This window comes from Actinoallomurus purpureus (assembly GCF_024055795.1).
Classification (GTDB): domain Bacteria; phylum Actinomycetota; class Actinomycetes; order Streptosporangiales; family Streptosporangiaceae; genus Actinoallomurus; species Actinoallomurus purpureus.
Map to the genome: position 1 here is coordinate 98,216 of NZ_JAMXMY010000023.1, position 22,636 is coordinate 120,851.

A 22,636-nucleotide genomic window follows, 5' to 3' on the forward strand; every position below is an offset into this window, starting at 1 on the left:
GCAGCGGCATACCCGGATCTTCATCAGGAGGCCATATCGTTGATCTCGTTGTCGGTGAGGACACCCGTGAACGCCTGAACGTCATCGATCGCACCAGGCCAGAATTCCGCAGCGGCGCCCTTCTCCTTCGCCGCCCCGATGTGGAATCCGCCGTCGGCATTCCACGGCGCCGCGATCGGGGTCTCCGCCTCTGAGACGCCGTCGACATACAGGCGGATCTTCTTCGCTGCCGGGTCGTAGACGCCGGCGAGGTGATGCCACTGTCCGTCGAGCACGACCGGGTTCACGCTGTGCGCGTGGGTCAGGTCGGCGTCATCGGTGTCGGCCGCCGACATGGTGAACGCCCAGTAGCCGACGCCGTCGAACGCCCGGTAGCCGAGATAGAAGGCACTGTGGTGGGAACCGTCCTGGGCCAGCACCGTCGCGTTCCCGCTGGGGAGCTTGGCGAGCCGCACCCACGCCGTGACCGTGAAGGCGGTGTCCGTACGCACGACCGGGGCGCCCGTCGTGGCATGGTCGTGATTCGCGTCGTCCAGATTGAGTGCACCACCGACATGGCCGCTCGTGGTCCAGGCGGTGGCGGAGCTGAGCGTGGCGTCGCGGCCTCGCCCGCTGGAGTCGGCCACGTTCGTCCCGGAACCGAGATCTCCGGCCCAGTGCCCCTCCTGGACGACCGGCCGATTCGCCAGATCCGCTATGCCACCGGTCGACCCCTCGATTCCGTCGGGCTCGGTGCCGTACACGACGCGGTCGTAGACGCGGACGTCGTCGAGGTCTCCTTCGAAGGGATCGCCGAAGACGCCATCAGCTTTAGCCCGACCGATCTGCAGGGGACCGGTGGCATCCCACGGCGTCGTGAGCGATGTTCTTCGGGACTGCAGGGCACCGTTGACGTAGAAGCTCATCTGCCCGGTCGACGCGTCGTAGACACCGGCGAGATGCGTCCAGACGTCGAGCTGGGCGGGTGCGTCCGCGACCACGGGCACATCGACCGCACCGTCGGCGTCGGCGGAGTGGCGGTTGAACACCCAGGTCTTGTACGACGGCGAGTAGGAGATCTGGAAGCCGCTGGACCTGCTGCCCGCCTGGCTCACCGCCGTCGAGGAGTGGCTCGCGTCGGTCAGCCGCGCCCAGACGGACACCGTGAAGTTCTTGTCCGTATGCACCACGGGTGATGCCGTGGCCGCATGGTCACCGTTGCCGGTGAGCCGCAGCGCCCGATCAATCCGGCCGGCCACTCCCGGGGTGCCGCCGACCAGCGTCGCGGTGTTCCCGCCCACCGAATCGGCCAGGGCCGCACCACCGGACTCATCCAGCTTCCAACGACTCAGCGGACCGATCGGCGAGTGGAGGTAGAACTCGAAGACCCCTGGGTTGACACTGCGATTGTTCGCGCTGTCGTAGCTGACGACATACAGCCGGAAGACGAAGTCCTGAGTGTAGGGAACCGTGAGTGTCACGCTCGCCGTGCCGTCGGCGCCGGCCGCCACGGATGGCGCGCCCGCCGCTCCCGCCACCGTGGCGTCCTCCCACGCGTATTGGTACTTGGTGACACCGGTGGCACCGTTCGGCGCGAACGTGAAGGTCGCTGTTCGCCCGATGGCGTCATTGAATTCTTGCGAGTCGACAGGCTTCAGGTCGGATGTGACGCTGGGTGCCGACTCCGGCGCGGTCCTGTCGACGCTGTAGTAACACCAGCCGCTCATGGTTCGGTGGTATGCCCTCGCCAGGGTGACCCGCCAGCGGAAGGTCTGCCCGTCGGCGAGCGCAGCGTCCGGCAAGGCCATCGAAACCTGGGTACCGGGCTTCGGTCCCGTAATGGTCGTACCGGCGACCTTGTCTCCCCCGGTCGTCCCGCTCCACACTTCGAAGCCGACCTGCGGGCTCGTCGTATCCAGGATGGTCGCGACCAGTGAGGGCTTGGAATTGCCGACGGCGACCGGTGCCGTCAACGACCCGCAGCCGACCTTCGGGTTCGTCATCCCCAGCTCGGAGACGCCGTTGGACTCGGATCTCCGTTCCGATACCTCGACCGGTTGACCGGAGGAGCGGGGCTTCCGCAGTCCGGTGACACGAGCGGTTTCCGATGCCGCATTGGCTACCCGCCCGGAGCGAACCGCCGCGTCGGCGGATCCGCCGGTCACGATCGACAGCAGCGGCATCGCCAGAGCGATCCCGACGCCGCCCGCCGACCACTTCCGCCAGACGCGTCGACGCCCGGCGCATGCGAATACCCCACGACCCTGTCGGCCGACCACGTCAGCTCCCCCGTACGTAAAGGATCTTTACTGTGCGCACGGACGGTAACATTTGAGGTGATGGATTCAACAGCGCCAGACAAGTGACGTAAATCACCTGTCAATCGGTAAACGGGACACGGCCTCCACACTGACCTGCAATGACTCGACCCGATCCCCCAACTACATCCAGCAGCACGGCCGGATGCGGTCACGTTCGGTCCCACGCCAGTCCCGACACTTTTCGTCACTGTCCGTGATATTCGTCGGACGCGCTTCGCCGCGTTTCAACGGAGCGGAGGGCGACTCACAACTCGTCCGTACGTGATCCCGGGGCTTTTAGGGCACCTGCGCCGCATGACCGCTTTGCCCCGATAAGATTTGCGCCACGACTCTCTGCACGGAGGGGCGGGTCGGGGTCGCCCTCGGGGCGATGGACGGGAAGGATGCGCGTGGCCGGGCAGAACACGCCGGACGACGATCCGAACACGGAGCCTCCGTCCGACGATCAGTGGTCCCCTCCTCCCCCGCCGCCTCCGGCGCCCTGGGGGCCGAATCCGGCGCAGCCTCCGCTGCCGCCCTGGGCCACGCCTCCTCAGCCGCCGTACGGCGCCGCGCCACCGGGCCTGCCCGGTTCGCCGCCGTACGAGCCGGTGCCGGAAGGCTTCCCCGCCTCACCTCCCCAGGGGCAGCAGAGCCCCTCCGGTCCGCCGCCTGAGACGCCGGGCGAACCAGGCGACGGTGGATGGCAGGAGCCGCCGGAGACGCGGGAATGGGCGCCGGAACCTCCCGTCGACCCGTGGCGGATCCCGCCGCAGCCGGTATGGGACCCGGCGGTGGAGCCCCCCCTAACCTGGGCTCCGCCTCCCCAGGTTCCGTACGGCCCGGGCGGGCAGGAACCGCCCGCACCGCATTTCCCCGCCTATGACGCCGGTGGAGGCGACCAGCCGACCTCCCTGGACCTGCCACCGTCCGCGATGGTTCCGCGGTCCACACCGCGGCCCCCCGGTGATCCCGAGCGGGAGCCCCGGAGTACCGGAGAGAACCAGAGCGTCCGCTTCGACGAGCCGTGGCGCACGGAGACGCCCGGCCGCGCGGGCCGCCGGGTGCGCCTGCGGCCGATCCTCATCGGCGTCGCGGGTGTCCTGGTCGCCGGCCTGGTCGCCGGAGGCGTGTACATCCTGACGAGCGGCGGGAAGAAGGAACCGAAGACGCCGGCCGCCGTGCTTGCGGGCCGCATGTTCGCGGCGGATCCGGCGGCCAAGACCGATGGCCGCGACCAGGAGCTGCTGAACGTCGCGGCGTGGGGTTCGACGGTCGTTGCGATCGGCGGGGAGTTCGACACGGATTACCGAGGGGAGTTCTTCGTCTCCACAGACGGCGGCCGCTCGTTCGGGCTGGCGGACGTCCACACCGCCGACGGGCAGGAGCCGCCGTACGGAGACGTCCCCCGGCGAATCGTCGGGGCGGCCGGTGCCTGGGTAGCTCTCGGCAATTCACCCACCGGCACCGTGGTGTGGACGAGCCACGATGGCAGGTCATGGACGCGCCAGCCCGACGATGCCGGCTCGTCGTTCAACCGACCGGACCGGGTCGGGCGGATAGTGCGGACGAGCACTGGATTCGTGGCAGTGGGCGACACTTCGGCGAGGGGCGACTACAGCGACGCGTCGCCGATCGTCTGGCTGTCGCCGGACGGTCGCCGTTGGGACCGTCAGCCCGCGGATCAACTGGGCATCTCTGCCAAGGAGGGTGCCCTGTCCCTCGTCGATGCGGCGGCCGTTGGGAACACGGTCATCGCGCACGGCTGGAACACCGTCGGCAAATCCTCCCCCTCGGACCTGACGTGGCGCTCCGCCGACGGCGGGCGAACGTGGGAGCAGGTATCGATCCCGCAGCCGAAGGATGCGAGTGGCCTGGGCATCACCGCCACACCGTCGGGATTCGTCGCCGCGCGCAACGTCTCCGGGACGACCGGCAAGGGGGACAAGAAGAAACCGGAGTTCTCAGGTGTGGTGCTGTCGTCTCCTGACGCCAAGCAGTGGACGCAGACGGGGAGCATTCACGTACCCGGCTACTACGGGCTGCAGCGGATCGCCGGGTCCGACCGGGGCCTGGCCGCTCTGGTCGACACCGGAAAGAAGCTCGCGGTGGTCCGCAGCACGGACGGCAGATCCTGGAACGCCGCCGGCGAGGTGCCCATCGTCAAGGGGCAGGACGTTCAGGGCGTCGCGGCGACCGCCGGCACGACGATCGTCGTCGGCCGGGTCTCGGCGGAGGACGGGAACGACGCCCTGCTTCAGGTCCGGGACACGCAGGGACAGAATGTCCCGGTCAATCTCTTCGGCGTCTCGGGCGGGAACCAACCGGATCGGTCCGTGAGCGCGCTGGCATCCGGCCAAGGGACCACGCTGGCCGTCGGCAGCGTGAACGGCGACGGCGCAATCTGGCGGTCCCGCGACGGCCGTACGTGGGAGCGGGCGAGCGCGACGGGGCAGGTGCTCGCGCGCCCCGGCCGACAGCGATTGCTCGGAGCCGCTCAGGGCGGCGCAGGCTGGCTGGCGGTCGGCTACCACGGTCTCAGTCCCAAGCGCCCACTCGTGGTCACGTCCGCCGACGGAGCGACATGGCAGGCCGCGGACGGGAACGGTGTCTTCAAGCCGTCCGGTGACGCGCAACTGCTGACCTCGGCGACCGCAGTCGGCAAGGCAGGGTACGTGGTCGTCGGCGCGGATGGCCCGTCAGCAGCGACGTGGTCCTCCGCCGATCTCAAGTCCTGGTCCCGGGGCAGCGGTTCGGGCAAGGGCGACCTGGACGGCAAGCCGGAGGCGCCCCGGTGGATGGCCGATGTCACCGCCGGCTCGTTCGGATACGTCGCCGTGGGCGGTCTGAACGACCCGACCGCCGGGACCGCCGCGAACGGGCGCCCGGTCGTCTGGACGTCATCGGACGGCAAGACGTGGCGCCTGCAGCAGCTCCCCGTCCCCGGTGGAACGCTTGAGGCCACGTTCGCGCACGTCGCCACCGCGAACGGACAGTTGCTGGCGGCGGGGACGGCTCGGACGTCGTCGGCCTCGACAGTGTTCGCCTACACGTCATCCGACGGCGGGAAGTCGTGGCAGCAGCTTCGGCTGCCCGGGGCCGATGGCTCGACCGGCATGGCGTTGACCACGCTGACCGCCACCCTGAAGGGCTTCGTCGTCGCGGCCGGTGCCGGCCGTGGAGGACGCAGTGACGTCTATCTGTGGACGATGACGGGCGGCAAGGCCTGGCAGCTGGACAAGCCGCAAGGCCTCGGGTTGTCCGGACGCGGGGATCAATGGCTCACCGGCCTCACGACCAGTGGTCCCGACCTCCTCGCCGTGGGCGTAACTGCCGACCATCGCGGGGAGCAGCCGATCCTCTGGCGGAGACCCTTGCCGTGACGTTCGCAGGCGCCTCGGCGCATGCGTGGGCCACCACCGGTACCGTCCGGTGGTGGCTCGTCCGGCTATGCGGAACGATGCTGCTCCTGGCCATGACGGCGTGCGGCTCGGCGGCATCGCAGACGCGGCCGAGCAAGAGCCCGGCTCGCTCGTTCGCCGCCTCCCCACAGAGGACCGTGCGCGTGATGCCGCTGGGCGACTCGATCACCGCGGGGGTCAACGTCAAGGGCGGTTACCGCAGTGATCTGTGGCAGCTCATGTCCACGGGCGGGCAGAGCGTCGAGTTCGTCGGGTCATTGTCGGCCGGCCCGGTGCAGCTTCCCGAACGGCGGCACGAAGGGCATCCCGGCTGGGAGATCGGGCAGCTCGACGCTCACGTCGACGCCTGGCTGAGGAGTTACCGGCCCGATGTCGTCCTCCTTCACATCGGTACGAATGACGTCCTGCGCAACCGTGACGTGGAACACGCAGCGGACCGGCTCGCGGTGCTGATCGATCACATCACCGGGGCGCTGCCGAACGCCCAGGTGTACGTCGCGACGATCGCCCCGCTGGCGCGGGCCGGCCTGGACGCGCGAGCGGAGCGGTACAACACCGAGCTGGCGGACGTCGTCCGGACACGAGCCCTCCAGCGCAGACGCGTCTACCTGGTCGACATGCACGCGGCGTTGACGCGAAGAGACCTTGCGGCGGACGGCATCCATCCGACCAACGGCGGCTACTCGAAGATGGCGGCGTGCTGGTACGCCGCGCTGCGTTCGGCGCCGATGACACGCTGGGAGGCGGAGGCGGTCGGACGTACCTCGGTCAACGACGGCGAACGACTGACCGACCAGAGCGCGTCCGGGAGTGGCAAGGTCGGCTATCTCAACTACGCGGACAGCCATGTGGACTTCTCCATCCAGACGCCGACCACCGGATGGCATCGGATCTACGTGCGTGCGGCCAACGGGATGAAGGGCACCTGCACTCAGGCGCTTACCGTGAACGGGCGTCCCCAGGGCCGGGTCGACTATCCGAGTTACGGCTGGGACCACTGGACGATCACCGCGGTGAGCGCCTGGCTGACCGCCGGCCGCGACGTGCTGCGGTTCTCACACCTGACGTGCGCCGCCGAGATCGACTCGATCGACGTGTCGCCTGCCGTCCGCTGACGCCCTATCGGTGGGTAGCCGTCTCGGCGGGGCGATCGTCCGGCCGTTCGGAACGCGTGGCGTCGCCTTCCGCCGTCCGGCGGATCTGTTCGGCCGCCCTCTTGAGCGCTCTGCGGAATCGCCGCTGCACCGGGCGTTCGACCAGCCGGTGGACCAGGTAGGCCGACGTGAGGGTGGCCGCGACGGCGATGGCCAGCACCGCCCGCGGGTCCATCCTCCAGTCGAGCTGTTTGATCACTACCCGCGAGACCGTCTCGTGCAGCAGATACAGCGGATAGGTAAGCGCTCCGGCCAGGGTGAGGCGCTTCCACCGCAACCAGGACAGCCGGTGCGCCGCCACGAGCGCCATGACGACGAAGATGCCGGTAATGACTGCGGGAAAGACATACTCGTGCACGCCGGGCCATGCCTGCCACGGAAGGACTTTCCGCAGTGAGTAGTAGACCGCCAGCGCCCAACTGCAGGCGACGAACAGCCAGAGCACGATGTTCGAGCCGTACCGGTAGATGAGGAAGAAGGCCATTCCAGCGATGAAGTACGGCGCCCAGTCGGGGATCAGCACCGCCTTGAGGAGCGCCGAGTTCGCCTCTTCGGCGACGATCCCGGCGAGGAGCCAAACGGCCATGAACGCCACCGACCGACCGTACGTCACCCCCCACCAGACGAAGAGCGCGATGAGCAGATAGAAGTGGAGTTCGACCCAGAGCGTCCAGTACGGGACCTCAAGATCACCGGCGCCGATTCCCTCCTGGAACATCGTCAGGTTGGGCAGGAGACGCGTTCGCGTCCCCGGCGGTGTTCCCACCAGACCCGGGATCATGAATAGCGCGAAGGACAGGACGACACTGAACCAGTACGCGGGAAAGAGCCGGACCAGCCGCGAGATGGCGAATTCCCCCGGGGTCCTCCCCCACACGCTCATCAGGATGACGAAGCCGCTGATCACGAAGAACAGGTTCACGCCGAGATGACCGAAGCGCGCGGCCATCGACAGGCTCGGGAAAATGATCCTGGGATCGCCGTTCCACGACCCCTGGGGAACGCCGGTGAAATGGTGCAGCATGACCGCCACGGCGGCCACGAAACGCAGGAGGTCGAGTTCGCGGAGCCGTCCTCCCTGCCGCTTCGGCTCAGGGGCCGCCTCGGTGCTCTTGGGCACGACGCCGTTGTCGGAGCCCTCAGCACCCTGTGCGTCGTCCTTCGAGGAGGCGTTCGTCGATGGCATGGCGGGTCAGTCCGTCGCGGTCGCGAAGTAGGGACTGCAGACCTTTCCGGCCTTGGCGGTGAAGGCGACGACGTACGTGGCGGCGCCCACCGCCGCGTAGACCGGAATCCGGCGCATCGTCTTCTCCATGGGGCTCTATTCCGTTATCCGCACGATGGCCTGCTCGTTGTCGCGCGTGTAGCCCTCGTAGGTGAACCGCAGGCCGGTCCGCTCGACGTACTCCGTCCATGCGCGGTATTCGTGGTCCCGCCAGCCGGGGTAGCCGAAGAACTCGTCGAAGACGATGACGCTGCCGGGGCGCAGGCGCGGCCCGGCGTGGTGCAGGACGGTCCGTGCCGAGGAGTACAGGTCGGCGTCGACGTGCAGGAAGGCGACCGGCTCGGGGTGCTCCTCGAGGAAACCGGGGAGGGTGTCGTCGAACAGCCCGACGACGAGCTCGGCGCCGAGCACCTCCGGCGGCTCGTCGACGGCGAAAGTGCCGACGGGGAAGCCCTCCCGCCAGTCCTCCGGGAGTCCCTCGAAGGAGTCGAAGCCGAAGACGTTCTTGCCGTCGCGGGCGGCGGTGATGGTCCGCAGCGTACGGCCGGAGAAGACGCCGAACTCCAGGGCCATGCCCTCCTGGCCCTCGGCGAGGGACAGGGCGTGCTCGAGCGTCGCCTGCGGGTCGGCGAACGCCGGGGCGTCGGGCATGATCTCTTCGATCAGCGTGGCCGTCTCGGTGGCAGCGGCCTTCTCCTCCTTGAGCGTGGCGGCGGCCAGCTTCGCCTCCTCGCGGCCGCGCTGGCGCCGTGCGGCGTCGAGGGGACTGTCCGGCGGGGCGAGGAAGTCGACGGCGTCGGCGATGTCGCCCTCGAACGCGACCCGGCCCTCCCGCAGGACGACGCCCCGTCCGCAGACCTTCTCCAGGGTGCCCATGTCGTGGGAGACGATGACGAGCGTGCGTCCCTCGTCGTGGAGTTCCTCGATGCGGTCGAGGCACTTCTTCTGGAAGGGCGGGTCACCGACGGCCAGGACCTCGTCGACGAGGAAGATGTCCGGGTCGGTGTGGACGGCGACGGCGAAGCCGAGCCGCATGAACATCCCGGAGGAGTAGAACTTCACCTGGGTGTCGAGGAACTTCTCGATCTCGGAGAACGCGACGATCTCGTCGTACTTCGCCTCGGTCTCCGCCTTGCTCATCCCGAGGATCGCGGCGTTGAGGAAGATGTTCTCCCGGCCGGTCAGGTCCGGGTGCAGGCCCGCACCGACCTCGATCAGGCCCGCGACCCTGCCGCGGACGCCGACCGAGCCGCCGTCGGGCTGCATGACGCCGGAGATCAGCTTGAGGAGGGTGCTCTTGCCCGATCCGTTGAGGCCCATGAGGGCGAGCGACTCGCCCTGCTCGACGGTCACGGACACCTCGTCGAGCGCCGTGAACCGCTCGGACAGGCTCTGGCGCCGCGCGGCGCGCACGGTCATCTCCTTGATGGAGTGCGCGTGGCGCAGCGTGAAGCGCTTGGTCACACCGTCGACGACGATTGATTCCATCTCTAGAGCTCCTGGGCGAACCGCCGCTGAAGGCGGAAGAAGACCATCTGCGCGAGCCCGAGCAGCACGACGGCGGCCAGCAGGCTCGCCAGCCCCCGTACGGTCAGGTGGTCGGGGAACGCGTGCCTGCCGTCGGGGAACGTCGGGGTGCCGTCCGGCAGCTCGGCCTTGTGCGGATTGGCGGGCCACCAGAACGCCCGCTGGAACAGCAGCGTCGCCGTCGCGAGGGGGTTGGCGAGGTAGATCTGCAGGCCGAGGCCGTTCCCGGTGGCCTCCTGCACGGCCGTCCACGGGTAGATCATCGGGACGGTCCACGGGATGACGATGTTGAGGATGTCGACGACCTGCCCGAAGTCACGGAAGAACACGTTGATCGCGGCGAACAGCAGGCCGAACGCCAGTCCGAGAACGGCGACGATCGCGAAGCCGAGCGCCATCGACCCGAAACCGAGCGCGGAGGGCGTCCATCCCCCGACCAGTGCGCCGATCCACAGGATGGCCAGCCCGGGCAGCATGTGCACCGCCGACACCAGAGCGGACGAGGCCGGGAACATCTCGCGGGGCAGATAGATCTTCTGGACGAGCGGCGCGTTCCCGATGACGGACCAGGTGCTGGTGATCAGCGTCTCGGTGAAGAAGCTGATCACCACCATGCCGGAGAACAGGAACACCGGGTAGCCGGGGATCGCCTTACTCATCTTGAGGAAGACGCCGACGACGAAGAAGTAGACCGCGAAGCTGACGGCGGGGCGGACGTACGACCAGCCGAGACCGAGCAGGGACCCCTGGTAGCGGCTGCGCAGCTCCCGGCGGACGAGCAGACGCAGCAGGTAACGCCGCCGGGCCACCTCCAGCAGGCCGCCGCCGCGGCCGGGGGCGGTCAGCGGCGGTACCGTCACCGCTCCTCCGGGGCCGAGGTGTCGCGGCTCCCGCGGGCGGGGGGCTCTCCGCCCGCGCCCCCGCGCTTCTCACCGGCCGCCGCCTCGCCGGGCGCACGCCCCTGCTCGCCGCCCGGGTCTCCGACCTTCCCCGAGACCGTGTTCCGCGCCGGCGGGGTCGCGGCGTCGAACGTCTCGCGCCAGCGTTCCGGGGAGGTGATGTCGGGCAGGGCCGTCCGGTAGGCGCGGCTCAGCTTCGACCAGTCCTTCACGAGCCGCGCGTGCAGGGCGGCGTTGCGCTGCAGGATGGAGCGCAGGCGGGCCGGGTCGCGCTGGTACCAGGACACCTTGGTGCCGTCGGCGGCCGAGACGAGGGCGCTGTCGAACCGGGACAGCAGCCACCACGACTGGTCGACGTGCGGGACGGTGACCTCCGGATGCGTCCGGTGGAACGAGCCGACGGGACGCAACTGTCGTGCCATCCCGGTGAGCGCCGTCCTGATCATCTCCTTGCGGTTGCCCGGCGGCACGGGCTCGCGTCCCTTCTTCGGCGGCTTGCGGCGCCGGACCCGCGGGAAGTCGTCGATGTCCGGCCGGGCCTCGGCGTCGGGGTAGGCGGCGCGCAGTCTCCGCAGTTCGGCCATCTTGGTGGTGATCGAGCCGTGCAATCCGGCAGGGCCCTTCAGGACGTCCTCGATGCCCAGCAGCATCAGCTCGGCGGTGGAGTACTGCATCGCCAGCGCGTGCTTGGTCACCATGATCAGGCTTTCCTTGAGCATGTTGCCGCCCCGGTCGTACGGGGAGTGCAACAGCGCGCTGACGATGCGGTTCCGCTCCTGGAAGTAGGCCTGCCAGTCGAGGTCGTTGTCCTTGGAATGCCAGGGCACGTGCCAGACGGCGGCACCGGGCAGCGGGACTGTGGGGATGCCCGCCTCCTTGGCCCGGACGCCGTACTCGATGTCGTCCCACTTGATGAAGAACGGCAGTGACAGGCCGATCTTGCGGAGGACGTCGACCGGGATGAGGCACATCCACCAGCCGTTGAAGTCCGCGTCGATCCGGCGGTGCAGCCACGGCGTCTCGCGGAGGCTGTGCCCCTCGCGGGCGAGGTCGTGCCAGTAGAACGTGTGCGCCGCGGGCACCATCCACCAGCGGTAGCGGGCGACGTTCTCGCCGTGGGCGTGCAGGACCGAACGGTTGAACAGGTCGAACATGTGCCCGCCGACGACCGTCGGCGTGCGGGCGAGGTCGGCGAAGGTGACGGCCCGCAGGATGCCCTCGGGCTCGACGACCACGTCGTCGTCGAGGAGCAGCACGTAGCCACTGCGCCCGGCGTCGAGGGTCTCGGCCATGGCTCGCGAGAAACCGCCCGAGCCGCCGATGTTGGCCTGGTCGATGACGCGCAGCTTCTCGCCGAGGGCCTCGGCGGCGGCCGGGAAGTCCGGGTGGTCCACGACCCGCTTGGTCCCCTGGTCGACGACGAAGATCTCGTCGACCACCTCGAGCACGTCGGTCGCCTCGCCGAGGGCGAGCAGCTGTTCGACGCAGAACTTGGGCCGGTTGAACGTCGTGATGCCGATGCTGGTACTGCCCTGGGGCCGGTCGCTGTCGGCGCACCATTCGGCGCGTTCGAGGACGGCGTTGCGGTCACCGGCGATGATGTCGAACCAGTACCAGCCGCCATCGATGAACGGCTCGAGCGGCAACTCCACATCGCGCTCGACGGCGACATCGGAGTCGACGTGCAGCTGGGTCACGCGCTGGGTGAAGCCCTTGCCCGTGGACCGATAGACGATGACGATGGCCTCGCCGCGCATCCTGAGCCGCAGCCGTACGTCGCCGACGGTGCTCCAGCGGCGCCAGTAGCTCGCCGGGAAGGCGTTGAAGTAGGTACAGAACGACACCCGACGGCCCAGGGGAACGACGAGGCTGCGCCGGCCGACGATGCGGACGCCGCGCCGGGTCGCGAGGACGGCGTCCCCCGACGAGTCACCGGCCAGGTCCTCGGCGGCTGCCGTCTCCTGGGCGACCGCCTCCTCGCCCCGGACGATCCGCCCGTCGACGTACAGCTTGAGCACGTCGAGGTCGCGGTCGACGGGCAGCACGAGGCGCTGCAGGACCCTCATTCCGTTCCTCCGGTGAAATGCGGCCGCAGCCGGTTCTCGTACATGGTCAGCGCGGACGCGATCGCCATGTGCATGTCCAAGTACTTGTACGTGCCGAGGCGGCCGCCGAACAGCACGCCCTGCTCCGCGCGGGCGAGTTCGCGGTAGCGGTGCAGCCGCGCACGGTCGGCGGGCGTGTCGATCGGGTAGTACGGCTCGTCCCCGGGCCCGGAGAAGCGAGAATACTCACGCATGATCACGGTTCGGTCACCCGGATAGTCCCGTTCCGGGTGGAAATGTCGGAACTCGTGGATCCGGGTGTACGGGACATCCTCGTCGGCGTAGTTCATCACCGGCGTGCCCTGGAAGTCGCCGGTCGGCAGGACCTCCAGCTCGAAGTCGAGGGTGCGCCAGCCCAACTCGCCCTCGCTGTGGCCGAAGTAGCGGTCGATCGGGCCGGTGTAGACGACCGGGACGTTGCCGACGGCGTCCAGGTCGAAGAAGTCGGCGCCGAGCCGGACCTCGATCCTCGGATGGTCGGCCATGCGCTCCAGCCAGGCGGCGTAGCCGTCCACCGGCAGGCCCTCGTACCGGTCGGCGAAGTAGCGGTCGTCGAAGGTGTAGCGCACCGGCAGCCGGGTGATGATCTCCGCGGGGAGCTCTCGGGGGTCGGTCTGCCACTGCTTGGCGGTGTAGCCCCGGATGAACGCCTCGTACAGCGGCCGCCCGACCAGCGAGATCGCCTTCTCCTCCAGGTTGGCCGGGTCGGTGATCTCCGCGGCCTGCCCGGCGATCAGCGCGCGGGCCTCGTCCGGGGACATGGCCCGGCCGAAGTACTCGCAGATCGTGCCGAGGTTGATCGGCATCGGGTACACGCGGTTCTTGAAGATCGTGAAGACGCGGTGCCGGTAGTCGGTGAAGGCGGTGAACCGGTTGACGTACTCCCAGACCCGCTCGTTGGAGGTGTGGAACAGGTGCGCGCCGTAGCGGTGGACCTCGATGCCGGTCGACGGTTCGGCCGCGCTGTGGGCGTTCCCGCCGATGTGGTCGCGGCGCTCGACGATCAGCACCCGGAGGCCGAGCTCGCGGGCGCAGCGCTCGGCGACGGTCAGCCCGAACAGGCCGGCGCCGGCGACGACCAGGTCAGCGTTCACTCGTCTCCTCGACCGGCACGGCGGCCGCCCGGCGCGCGCCACGGGGCGCGACGAACCGGCGGTACAGGGGCCGGCGGATCCAGGCCGGCGTCAGCCGGTACCCGCCGCGGACGCTCACGTTGCGCAGGTACTGGGCCGGGGTGGTGAAGCCGCTGCGCCGAAGCTCACGTTGCAGGCGCAGCTCGGCGCGCAGCAGCACCAGGCCGCCGCGGCGCTCGTAGGCGCCCTCGCCCACGCGGTAGTACACGAGCGGCTCGGGCAGGTTGACGACCGTGGCGCCGCTAGCGATCATGCGGGCGAACAGCCAGTAGTCCTCCATCAGCGGCATGTCGCCGTAGCCGCCGGCGGCCAGGACGGCGGTGCGCCGGTACACGATCGTCGGGTGGTTGAACGGGTCGTGCAGCCGCGCGTACCGGGCGATGCGCTCCGGTTCGGAGACCGGCGTGCGGCTCCCCACGATGTCGTCCCTCTCCGTCCCGAACTCCAGCATTCCCGTGCCGACCAGGTCGGCGCCCCGCTCGATCACCGGCAGCTGGACGGCGAACCGGTGCGGCATGGCGATGTCGTCGGCGTCCATGCGGGCCACGACGTCGTACCGGCTGGCCGCCAGCCCGGCGTCGAGGGCCGGTCCCAGGCCGCCGTTGTGCTCCAGCGGCAGGAATGTCACCGGCACAGGGCTGTCCTTCGTGAGTTCGGCCAGGCATCCGGCCAGCTCGGCCGAGACCGGTCCGTCCTGCACGAGGATGACCTGGTCGGGTCGGCGCGTCTGGGCGTCCACCGCGCTGCGGAAGGCCTCCCGCACGTGGTCCGCCCGGTCCCCGCCGTAGACGGTGAGGAGGAGCGCGAAGGGTTCAGCCATGCGTCCGTCCTGTTTGCCACCCCCGTGGCTTCGCCCCACCACCCCCCGGTACGGAGGGGGAAGCGATGAGGCCAGTGGGGCGAAATGCATCTTATGCTACTTTTGCGGGCTTCATGCGCGCGTCTTACTCCCACCGACTCGGCGATAACGTGAGGTGTCAGCTGAAAGACGCCCAAATCGCCGCCGTGGTTGTCACGCACGACCGGCGCGATCTTCTGACCGAGGCGCTGACCGCCCTCCTCTACGGCCAGACACGGCCGCCCGACACGATCGTGGTCGTCGACAACGCCTCCTCCGACGGAACCCCCCACCTGGTCCGTGAACGCTTCCCGGCCGTCCGTCTGCTGGAACTCCCCCGCAACACCGGCGGGGCGGGTGGGTTCGCCGCGGGCATCGCCCACGCCCTCGACCTGGGCGCGGACGCGCTGTGGCTGATGGACGACGACACGGTGCCCGAGCCGCATGCCCTGGCCGCCCTGCTGGCGGCGCGCGACCGGGGACGGGACGAGCGCGGGCGGCCGCCCGCGCTCGTCGCCAGCCGAGTCGTCTGGACCGACGGCCGCGACCACCCGATGAACACCCCCCGTTCCCGGCCGTCGGCCGTCCCCGGGTGCGCCCGGATCCGCTCGGCGTCGTTCGTGTCGGTGCTGGTCGACGCCGAGGCCGTACGGGAACGAGGGCTGCCGATCGCCGACTACTTCCTGTGGAACGACGACTTCGAGTTCACGCTGCGGCTGCTTCGGGGGCGCGCCGGCCTCCTGTGCCGGGACAGCGTCGTCGTGCACCGGACCGCCTCCCCCGCCTTCGACCCGGGGCGGCGGTTCTTCTACGAGGTGCGCAACAAGGTGTGGCTGTTCACCCGCAGCCGCTGTCTCCGCCCCGGCGAACGCCTGCTCTACGCCGGCGCGACGGCGCGCCGCTGGGCCCGTACGCTCGCCGGCTCGGCCGACCGGGCGGCCCTGCTGCGCGCGCTGGGCCGGGGACTCTGGGCGGGCCTGCGCTCCGGTCCCCGGCCCAACGAGGCCGTGCTCACTTACAGGGGTTCTGCGTCGCGTTGATCTCCCCGTCGACCTTGGGGATGTCCGGGGACTTCACCTGCACGCCCTCGGGACCGGCCACCAGCGAGACGGTGCCCGGCGCGACGGACTTGTCGGCGGCGATGACGACGCCCGGGACGGCGACCGCGAGGGCGTCGGCGAAGCGCTCGGCGCCCGTCCCGTAGAGGATCCTGGTCTGCCGCTGCGCGGGGCCCTTCGCCGCCGTGACGTGGAAGCCCTGGGCCTTCAGGTCCTTCACGGCCTTCTTCGGCGCGTTCACCGCGGTGACCCTGACCTCGTCCGGCTTCGGCGCCGCCGGCTTGGACGGCTCCGGCTTGGGCGCGGGCAGGTCGTCGTCCTTGCGGATGGCCTCGAACAGCGGGCCGGCCTGGGACATGTCCCACTGGACCCGGTTGGGGTCCTTGGGGTACGTCTGCGTCGGCACGGTGACGAACCGGACGGTGCCCGCGCTCATCCCCTTCAGGCTCGTCGCGAGCTTCTTCATCGCGGACACGCTGAACTCGTCGTCGGTGGCGATCGACTTGGTCACGGCGTTCAGGAACTTGTAGGCGCGGGTCGGGTCGGTCAGCATGTCCTGGCTCGTGGCCTTCTTGACCACGGAGGCCATGAACTTCTGCTGCCGCTGGATGCGCTCCAGGTCCGAGCCGTCGCCGAGGCCGTAGCGGGTGCGGACGTACCCCAGCGCGTCGTTCCCCTTGACGACCTGGCGGCCCGCCTTCAGGGACAGGTTTGCGCGCGGGTCGTTGACCGCCTGCGGCACGCAGATCTCCACGCCGCCCAGCGCGTCGACGACCCGCTTGAACCCGGCGAAGTCGATCTTGACGTAGTGGTCGATGTGGATGTCCGTGTTCGACTCGATCATCTTCCAGGTGCACGTCGCCCCGGCGTAGGCGAACGCCGCGTTGAGCATGCCGAAGAAGGCGGGGACCGTACCGCCGCGCTTCTTCCTGCACTCCGGCACGTGGACCATGGAGTCGCGGGGGAAGCTGACCGCGACCGCGCGGTCCCGGTTCGGGGACAGGTGCAGCAGGATCGTCGTGTCCGAACGCTCCCCGCTGATGTCCGGCGACCAGTACTGCTTGTTCTCCCCGTCCCGGGAGTCGGAGCCGAGCAGCAGGATGTTCATCGACTTGTTCAGCTTCGCCGGGCGGCTGGTGCCCAGCTGCTGCTGGTCGACGTGCTCCTTGTGGATGTTGCCCTGCAGCTTCTCGTACAGGCCGAACGCCGTGCCGCCCGCCACGACGAGCGCCACCGCGACCCCGGCGGCGACCCAGCGCACGGTGCGCCGGCCGCGGCGGCGCGCGGCCTCCGGCGCGGGCGTGCCCTCGGCCGACCCCGGAGAGCCCCCCGGCGCGGACGCGTCCTCGACCGGCCCCGGGGAGTCCCCCGGCGCGGGCGCGTCCTCACCGCCGGCCTCACCGGCCTGTTCTTCCTTCTCGCCCCGTCGCGTCTCCGGGGCCGGCGCGTCGTCCGCCGGGCCGTCGGAGTCCGGCGCCTTCGGCGACGCGTTCTCCGGCGTCACGTCGTCAGCGTCGTTGTCGGCCATTCCACCTCATCGATCGGTCGCGCGGGCGTGCCGCGCGAGTCTCTGCCCCCTTAGACGCACGCCGAAGTGCATCGGATGACAATCACGGCTTTTAACCCACCAAGTCAACTATCGACGCGACGTTTCCCGCGTCCACCCGTCTACCAGGGCGTTTACCGCGAATCGCCACAGGCGTAGACTTTGATCATCAACAAGACGCCGCGGGGACGGGGTCTTGCCACCGCCCGGGGCGCCAAGCGAGGCACATCCGCTTGGGGGGATCAGTCGTGGCTGACAACAATCGAGGCGTCGTCTACGCCGGACCGGGCCGGGTCACGGTAGAGGACCTGGGTTTCCCGACGCTCGTCCTGGAAGAGCAGAACAACCGCAGGCTCCAGCACGGAGCCATCCTCAAGGTACTGGCCACCAACATCTGCGGCTCCGACCAGCACATGGTGCGCGGCCGCACCACCGCTCCGGCCGGGCTCACCCTTGGCCACGAGATCACCGGCGAGGTGATCGAGACCGGCGATGACGTCGAGTTCGTCAAGGTGGGCGACATCGTCAGCGTGCCGTTCAACATCGCCTGCGGCCGCTGCCGCAACTGCAAGGAGGGCCATACCGGCGTCTGTGAGAACGTCAACCCCGCTCGGGCCGGCGCGGCGTACGGCTACGTCGACATGGGCGGCTGGCACGGCGGCCAGGCGAAGTACGTCGGCGTTCCGTACGCCGACTGGAACCTGCTGAAGATCCCGGCGGACCGGGACACCACGATGGCCAAGCTGCTGGACCTGGCCATGCTGTCGGACATCTTCCCCACCGGCTACCACGGCGCGTACACGGCCGGCGTCACCACCGGATCGTCGGTGTACGTCGCCGGCGCGGGCCCGGTCGGGCTGGCCTGCGCCACGTCCTGCTTCCTGCTGGGCGCCGCCGTCGTGATCGTCGGGGACATGAACAAGGACCGGCTCGCCCAGGCGAGCAGCTTCGGCTGCGAGATCGTCGACCTGTCGGCCCACGGCGACCTGGCCGAGGAGATCGAGCACGTGCTCGGCGTGCCGGAGGTCGACGCCGCGGTCGACTGCGTCGGCTTCGAAGCGCGCGGCCACGGGCCGGAGGGCTCGACCAGCGAACAGCCCGCCACGGTCCTGAACTCCCTCATGGAGATCACCCGTGCCGCCGGCCGGCTCGGCATCCCGGGACTGTACGTCACCGGCGACCCGGGAGCGGCCGACGAGAAGGCCAAGGAAGGCACCCTCGGGATCCGCGTCGGCCTGGGCTGGGCCAAGTCGCACGTCTTCACGACGGGCCAGTGCCCGGTCATGCGGTACAACCGGCAGCTGATGATGGCGATCCTGCACGACCGCGTGCAGATCGCACGCAACGTCAACGCCACCGTCATCCCGCTGGACCAGGCGCCACGCGGCTACGAGGAGTTCGACAAGGGAGCGGCCCACAAGTACGTCCTCGACCCGCACGGCGAGCTGGCGGGAAGCCGCTTCTAGTTCTAGGCGCGCTCGCGCGCGGGTGTGGTCAGCGCGGCGCCGACACGCTCCTCCACTGCCTCGTGCCGGGGGAACAGCACCAGCGCCGCGCCGGCCAGGACGAACGCCCCGATCCGCAGGGCGAGCAGCAGGCGGTCGGACGGCCACGGCTCCTTGTAGAGCAGCACGCCGAGGATCACCAGCTGGGTCTTGGCGGTCACGGTCAGCACGGACACGACGATCGACATGCGGCAGCGCTGCAGGCCGATCTGCAGCTGCGCCAGGCCGAGCGCCGCCATTCCGACCGCGACGTACGGGTACGGCGAGCCGTAGGTCGCGGCCGCGAGCCCGTGCGCGTTGTAGACGGCGGCCACGCCCTTGAGCGAGAGTTCGGAGACGCCGAGGCTGACGCCGCACCCGATGCCGTACGCGATGCCGGCCAGGGGCCGTGCGTGCCGGCCGAACGTGCGGATGTCACCGCCGACGAGGACGGCCACGCCCACCAGGACGCCGGGGACGACGACGGCGGCCAGGACCGGCGCCCCGGCGACGCTGCTGGTCATCACCTCGTGCCGGCCGTTCGACGCCCCGACCATCACGGTCGCCAGGCCGAACAGGCCGACGCAGGCCCACTCCCGGCCGGTGAGCCGCTCGCCGAAGAAGACGCCGGCGTAGAACAGGACGAAGAGGAGGCTGGCGGCGAAGATCGGCTGGGCGAGGCTCAGCGGGAGCATCGTCAGCGCCTTGACCTGGGTGGCCACACCGGCGAGCACGATCATCAGGCCGGAGAGCCACAGCCAGTCCGTGTAGGTGTACTGGATGAGGCGGAGGGGCCGGGTGCCGCGGAGTTCGGGCATGCGGCCCGCGGCCACCCGGAAGACGATGAAGCCCAGGTAGTAGATGATGGTCGCCATCAGCGCCAGGATGGCGCCTCTGACGTCTGATCCGCCCATACACCGAGCCTTTCGTCCCGCTTCATGACATTCGTCCATCGCTCCGAGTGCCACGACTGTCGCGGATAGCGATCATCGCGTCAAGCCATAGTCGCCGATATACGGGGATCTTGTGCTCCGTTTCGACCAATACCGAGTCAAGTCCAGTCAAGGGCGGCGCGGCGTCTCCAGTACTCGTCGGGTGGCGTCGCGAGCCCGCCCAGCACGGCAAGGTCGTCCTCGCTCAGCACGGCGCTCACCGCCGCGAGGTTGGACGCCAGCTGTCCGGCGTCGACCGCGCCGCTCAGCACCGTGCCCGCCCAGGGCCGGGCGAGCACGGCCGCCAGCGCGACCGCGTCCGGCCCGACCCCGTACGGCGCCGCGAGGTCCCGCAGCACCGCGGGCGGCTCGACCGCCAGCCGGCCGTTGGCCAGCCCCTCCTTGACCAGGACGTGGAGGCCGCGGGCATGGGCCTCGGCGAGCGCGTCACCCGCCGAGGGCTCCAGGACGTTCCAGGTCGACTGCACCACCGTGAACACCGGCCGCCCGTCCACCTCCAGGTCGAGCGCGCGCCGGATGGTCTCGGCCTGGGCCGGGCCGGACGTGGAGAAGCCGACCCGCACGCCCTCGGCGGCCAGACCGGCGAGCGCCCGCACCAGCCCCTCGTCGGTGAACAGCGGGCCGTACGCCATGAGGGAGTGCACCTGGTACACCGCCAGGCGGTCGCCGAGCAGCCGCTGGGTCTGCGCCAACTGCTCCCGGAACCTCGGCAGAGAGTGCTCCTTGACCTCGTGCACGTCCGCGTCCACGCGCCACTCGCCGACGTAGGCGTATCCCCACTTGCTGGAGACGGTGACGTCGCGGTGCCCGCGGTCGTCCAGCCATCCGGCCAGGAACTCCTCGGCCAGACCGTACGAGCGGGCCGCGTCGACCCAGCGGATCCCCTCGGCGTACGCCGCGTCCAGCACCCGCCAGGCGGCCGCCCGCATCGCCTCGACCGTCCGCTCGGCGGGCAGCGCGCCGTCACGGCCGAGGTTGATGTACGCCGGCCGCCCGAGCGCGGCCAGGCCCAGCCCGATCCTCCCGATCACCGTCATGCCCCCCACGGTGCCACGAGGCCGCCGGCCCCGTGACGGCCGGTATCCGGCGAGGCGGCCCGGGAGCCGGTGCCCCCGGCTGAAGCATTGGCCTCCGGGCCGCAGCGCCGCGGAAACCGGGTCGCGGGCGAGGACCGACCGGCCGCCGTCGACCGGCACGGTCACGCCGTCGATGAACGCCGCGTCGCCGGACAGGAGGCGGACGACGTTTTCGCCCGTGCGGGCGGCATCCGTCACACTGATGCTTCACGAACGCGAGGACGGAGGTGGGCGGGTGGCCGCGAGAACCCAGGTGAAGGGGCTCCGCGGTTGGCTGGACGGACCGCCCGGCGCCTCCCGCGCCGTCCTCGAACGCCGGACGCGATGGCTCCTCATCGTGGCGGTCGGCGGTGCCAACCTCGCCGGCGCGCTGTTCGTCGTGATCTTCTCGACGTTCGTGATGCCGGACCCGCCGGGGATCGCCGACCCCGCCCACGTCCGGCTGGTCAACCTGATCGTCTTCTGCGCCTATCTGGGGCTCGGCGCGCCGATCGGCGTGGTCTGGGGGATGTGGCTGTTCCGCCCGGTGCGCACGCTCGCCGGCCACGAGCACGATCCCAGCGAGAAGGAACGCCGTGCCGTGCTGCGCGGGCCCCTGCGGCTGATGGCGATGCAGGGCACGCTGTGGGGCTTGGGCGCGGCCGGCTGGGCCGTCATCGACGTCTCGTACTCCGGGCTGCTCGCCCTGAAGGTCAGCATGATCACCGTGCTCGGCGGAGTCACCACCTGCGCGATCGTCTACCTGCTCACCGAGCGCCTGCTGCGGCCCATCGCGGCCGTCGTGATGGCGACGGGCCCGGCGGCGTACGACGGATGGTTCGGCATCACGCCGCGCGCCATGCTCGCGTGGGCGCTCGGCAGCGCGGTGCCGCTCCTCGGCCTCATCTCCGCCGCGGTGGCGGCGCTGGTCGTCGACGGCATGTCCCCCACCCAGCTGGCCGTCACCATCCTGGCGCTCGGCGGGGTGGCCCTGTTCGTGGGGTTCCAGGTGACCTACATCGCCACCCGCGCGATCGCCGACCCGGTCCGGTCCGTACGGGAGGGGCTCGCGCGGGTCGAGCGCGGCGACCTGCGGGCGTCGGTCCCGGTCTATGACGCCAGCGAGCTCGGCCGATTGCAGGCCGGGTTCAACCACATGGCGGCGGGGCTGCGGGAGAACGAACGGCTGCGCGACCTGTTCGGCCGGCACGTGGGCGAGGACGTCGCCCGGCACGCGCTGGAGCACGGCGTCGTGCTGGGCGGTGAGACCTGCGAGGCCGCCGTCCTCTTCGTCGATCTCAAGGGCTCGACGCACCTGGCCGCGACCAAGCCGCCCGGCGAGGTCGTCGCGCTGCTCAACGCGTACTTCGGAATCGTCGTCGAGGTGGTCTCCCGGCACGGCGGCCTGATCAACAAGTTCCAGGGCGACGCCGCCCTGGCGATCTTCGGTGCGCCCGAGCCGCTCGACGACCCGGCGGGCCAGGCGCTGGCCGCCGCCCGTGAGCTGTCCCGGCGCCTGCGCGCGGAACTCCCCCAGCTGATCGCCGGAATCGGTGTGTCGGCCGGTCAGGTCGTCGCCGGGCACATCGGCGCGGAGCAGCGCCTGGAGTACACCGTGATCGGGGACCCGGTCAACGAGGCCGCACGGCTCAGCGACCTCGCCAAGACGGCGCCCGACCTGCTGCTCGCCTCGGCCACGGTGGTCTCGGCCGCCGACCCGGCCGAGGCTGCGCACTGGCGGCTCGGCAGCGCCGTGACGCTTCGCGGCCGCACCAGCCGGACGCGTCTCGCCGCGCCGTTCCGCCGGCCGCCGCCCACCGGCATCGACCGGGTGATCAACCGCATCCGCCGCTGACGAGCGCGCGATCGTCCGTGCCGGCAGACCTCCCGGGGCACGCGTCGCCCGTCCGGTCACCGGGGCGACAGCGGCGGATCACACTCCGGGCGCATCCCGGCTG

The 22,636-nt window shown here is 70.2% G+C and carries 16 protein-coding genes; 5 read left to right on the forward strand and 11 right to left on the reverse strand.

Annotated features, from left to right (window positions below; translation table 11 throughout):
• Positions 1-23: 23 nt before the first annotated feature.
• Positions 24-1,982: a LamG domain-containing protein gene (locus tag NE236_RS34045; RefSeq protein ID WP_252846343.1), complete on the reverse strand. Its 1,959-nt coding sequence runs from the start codon at positions 1,980-1,982 to the stop codon at positions 24-26.
• 707 nt (positions 1,983-2,689) lie between these two features.
• Between NE236_RS34045 and NE236_RS34050 the strand changes: the two genes are divergently transcribed.
• Both NE236_RS34050 and NE236_RS34055 read left to right on the forward strand, forming a co-directional pair.
• Complete coding sequence (locus NE236_RS34050) at positions 2,690-5,662, forward strand: sialidase family protein (protein ID WP_252846344.1); 2,973 nt, start codon at positions 2,690-2,692, stop codon at positions 5,660-5,662.
• Positions 5,659-6,816, forward strand: a complete 1,158-nt coding sequence (locus NE236_RS34055) for a GDSL-type esterase/lipase family protein (protein ID WP_252846345.1) — start codon at positions 5,659-5,661, stop codon at positions 6,814-6,816. The genes NE236_RS34050 and NE236_RS34055 overlap by 4 nt, the downstream gene beginning before the upstream one ends.
• Before the next feature lie 4 nt (positions 6,817-6,820).
• Here the strand turns inward: NE236_RS34055 and NE236_RS34060 are convergent, their stop codons facing one another.
• From NE236_RS34060 to NE236_RS34085, 7 genes are read right to left on the reverse strand one after another with little or no spacing between them, the layout of a single operon-like run.
• Entirely contained in the window at positions 6,821-8,041 is a 1,221-nt protein-coding gene (locus NE236_RS34060; RefSeq protein WP_252846346.1) for an acyltransferase family protein, read from the reverse strand.
• Positions 8,042-8,047: 6 nt separating this feature from the next.
• A complete protein-coding gene (locus NE236_RS44020) occupies positions 8,048-8,170 on the reverse strand; it encodes a hypothetical protein (protein WP_289851219.1) in 123 nt (40 codons plus the stop codon).
• A 6-nt stretch (positions 8,171-8,176) separates the two neighbouring features.
• The gene (locus NE236_RS34065; RefSeq protein WP_252846347.1) at positions 8,177-9,568 is read right to left on the reverse strand and encodes an ATP-binding cassette domain-containing protein; all 1,392 of its coding nucleotides are present in this window, start codon (positions 9,566-9,568) and stop codon (positions 8,177-8,179) included.
• A 2-nt stretch (positions 9,569-9,570) separates the two neighbouring features.
• The gene (locus NE236_RS34070) at positions 9,571-10,467 is read right to left on the reverse strand and encodes an ABC transporter permease (protein WP_252846348.1); all 897 of its coding nucleotides are present in this window, start codon (positions 10,465-10,467) and stop codon (positions 9,571-9,573) included.
• Positions 10,464-12,572, reverse strand: a complete 2,109-nt coding sequence (locus NE236_RS34075) for a glycosyltransferase (protein ID WP_252846349.1) — start codon at positions 12,570-12,572, stop codon at positions 10,464-10,466. The genes NE236_RS34070 and NE236_RS34075 overlap by 4 nt, the downstream gene beginning before the upstream one ends.
• Entirely contained in the window at positions 12,569-13,705 is a 1,137-nt protein-coding gene (glf, locus tag NE236_RS34080; protein ID WP_252846350.1) for a UDP-galactopyranose mutase, read from the reverse strand. The genes NE236_RS34075 and glf overlap by 4 nt, the downstream gene beginning before the upstream one ends.
• Positions 13,695-14,564 (reverse strand): glycosyltransferase, encoded by an 870-nt coding sequence (locus tag NE236_RS34085; protein ID WP_252846351.1) that lies wholly within the window; start codon positions 14,562-14,564, stop codon positions 13,695-13,697. The genes glf and NE236_RS34085 overlap by 11 nt, the downstream gene beginning before the upstream one ends.
• 185 nt (positions 14,565-14,749) lie before the next feature.
• Between NE236_RS34085 and NE236_RS34090 the strand changes: the two genes are divergently transcribed.
• Positions 14,750-15,622 (forward strand): glycosyltransferase, encoded by an 873-nt coding sequence (locus NE236_RS34090; RefSeq protein WP_252846352.1) that lies wholly within the window; start codon positions 14,750-14,752, stop codon positions 15,620-15,622.
• Here the strand turns inward: NE236_RS34090 and NE236_RS34095 are convergent.
• The gene (locus NE236_RS34095; protein WP_252846353.1) at positions 15,594-17,168 is read right to left on the reverse strand and encodes an LCP family protein; all 1,575 of its coding nucleotides are present in this window, start codon (positions 17,166-17,168) and stop codon (positions 15,594-15,596) included. The two genes, NE236_RS34090 and NE236_RS34095, sit on opposite strands and share 29 nt — an antisense overlap.
• A 266-nt stretch (positions 17,169-17,434) precedes the next feature.
• Here NE236_RS34095 and fdhA point away from each other — a divergent pair, with 266 nt between their 5' ends.
• Positions 17,435-18,652: a formaldehyde dehydrogenase, glutathione-independent gene (gene fdhA / locus NE236_RS34100; RefSeq protein WP_252846354.1), complete on the forward strand. Its 1,218-nt coding sequence runs from the start codon at positions 17,435-17,437 to the stop codon at positions 18,650-18,652.
• 2 nt (positions 18,653-18,654) lie between these two features.
• Here fdhA and NE236_RS34105 read toward each other — a convergent pair whose 3' ends face one another.
• Both NE236_RS34105 and NE236_RS34110 read right to left on the reverse strand, forming a co-directional pair.
• On the reverse strand, positions 18,655-19,545 hold the full coding sequence (locus NE236_RS34105) for a DMT family transporter (protein ID WP_252846355.1): 891 nt from the start codon (positions 19,543-19,545) through the stop codon (positions 18,655-18,657).
• Positions 19,546-19,721: 176 nt separating this feature from the next.
• Positions 19,722-20,897 (reverse strand): aldo/keto reductase, encoded by a 1,176-nt coding sequence (locus NE236_RS34110; protein WP_252846356.1) that lies wholly within the window; start codon positions 20,895-20,897, stop codon positions 19,722-19,724.
• Positions 20,898-20,934: 37 nt separating this feature from the next.
• Between NE236_RS34110 and NE236_RS34115 the strand changes: the two genes are divergently transcribed.
• Complete coding sequence (locus NE236_RS34115) at positions 20,935-22,533, forward strand: adenylate/guanylate cyclase domain-containing protein (protein ID WP_252846357.1); 1,599 nt, start codon at positions 20,935-20,937, stop codon at positions 22,531-22,533.
• Positions 22,534-22,636: the final 103 nt, after the last annotated feature.